At 78.6% G+C, this 1,293-nt stretch carries 1 pseudogene; it reads right to left on the reverse strand.

Features of this window, described 5'->3' with window-relative positions:
• Positions 1 to 1,293, reverse strand: a pseudogene (locus JNW87_RS38810) (hypothetical protein); the annotation flags it as partial.

Genomic DNA, 1,293 nt, shown 5'->3' on the forward strand with positions numbered 1-1,293 from the left:
CGCCCGCCGCCGCGGCATCGACTTGCCGTACTGACATCGTCAAGGCGGATCCCACTGTGACGATCACCAAATGCAGCGTGAAGGACGGCGGGCTCCTTCTCGAACAGCGGCGCCGCCGGCTGGGTCGGCGTGATGGGCTCGAACAGCGGCGCAGCCGGCTGGGTCGGCGGTACGGCGGTCCCGCGCGGCGTGCCGGGTTCGAACAGCGGTGCGGTCGGTTCGGTCGGGGGCGTGGCCGGTTCGGTGCGCGGTTCCACGGCGAACGAAACGGTGGGATCGGCGGCGCCCGCCGAGGGCGCTCCCGACCGGTCCGCGTCGGCGGAGGTCGCCGCCGATCCGGCGGCGGGAGCGGTGGGCACCTCGTACGGTTCCGGTCGGATGGGCTCCGCCGGCTCCGTCCCGGCCGGACGGTCGTCGGCCCACCCCGCCGGATGATCGCCCGCCGGCTCGGTGAGGTCGCGGGACTCGATGACGGTGCCCTCGATGACGATCGGCGAGAAGGTCCGCCGGGGCGCGGGCGGGCCCGACACCGGCTCGGCGATCGACGGGGGCAATTCCTCCACCTCGGCTGGGGCGACGAACGGCGGGGCGGCCGGTCCGGCGGGAGCGAGGATCGGCTGGGTCTCCTCGTCCGCCCCGGGCCCCCCGGCGGGCGTCGGACGACGACGGGGCAGGGCCTGGGCGGCGTCACCGCCGGCGGCCGGGTCGGCGGGGCGGAACGCCACGGGCGACTCGGCCGCGGGCGACTCGGGCCGCGCACGCGGAAGCCCCCGCGCCGGCTCGGCGGGGCTGTCCACCCGGAAGGCGCGGCTGGCCTCCTCCGGCACCGGTTCGCCCAGCGGCCGACGACGCGGGAACGGCTGGCCGCCCCGACCGAGGCGGGACGGCGGCACGGCCCGGTCACCGGTGCGGTGCGTTGTGTCCAGCGGTGACGACCGCCGGGACAACCGCCCGGACGCGGGCTCGAAGAACGACCGGGTGGGCATGACCTCCGCGTCGCCCCGCCCGCCGTTCGCGGGCCCCGCCCCGGGCTGGCCGGAGGTCGAGGCGGAGGTCCGGCCGGAGCCGAACGGGTCCTGGTCGTCAGGGCGGCGGAGGTCGTCGAGCCAGCCGGAGAGGCCCTCGGCGCCGTTCTCCGGCCGCGCCGCCGGTCCGGGCCGGGCACGGCCGGAACGGTCGAGCGGTCCGGTCGGCTCGGTGCCGCTCCAGCCGACGGGTGCGCCCGCCCCGGGCCGGTCGCCGGAGCCTCGGTCACCGGCGCCGGTCGCGGACCGGGCCGGCTCGCCGCCGGTC

It is taken from the genome of Micromonospora sp. ATA51, from assembly GCF_016802855.1.
GTDB classification, from domain to species: Bacteria; Actinomycetota; Actinomycetes; order Mycobacteriales; family Micromonosporaceae; genus Micromonospora; species Micromonospora sicca.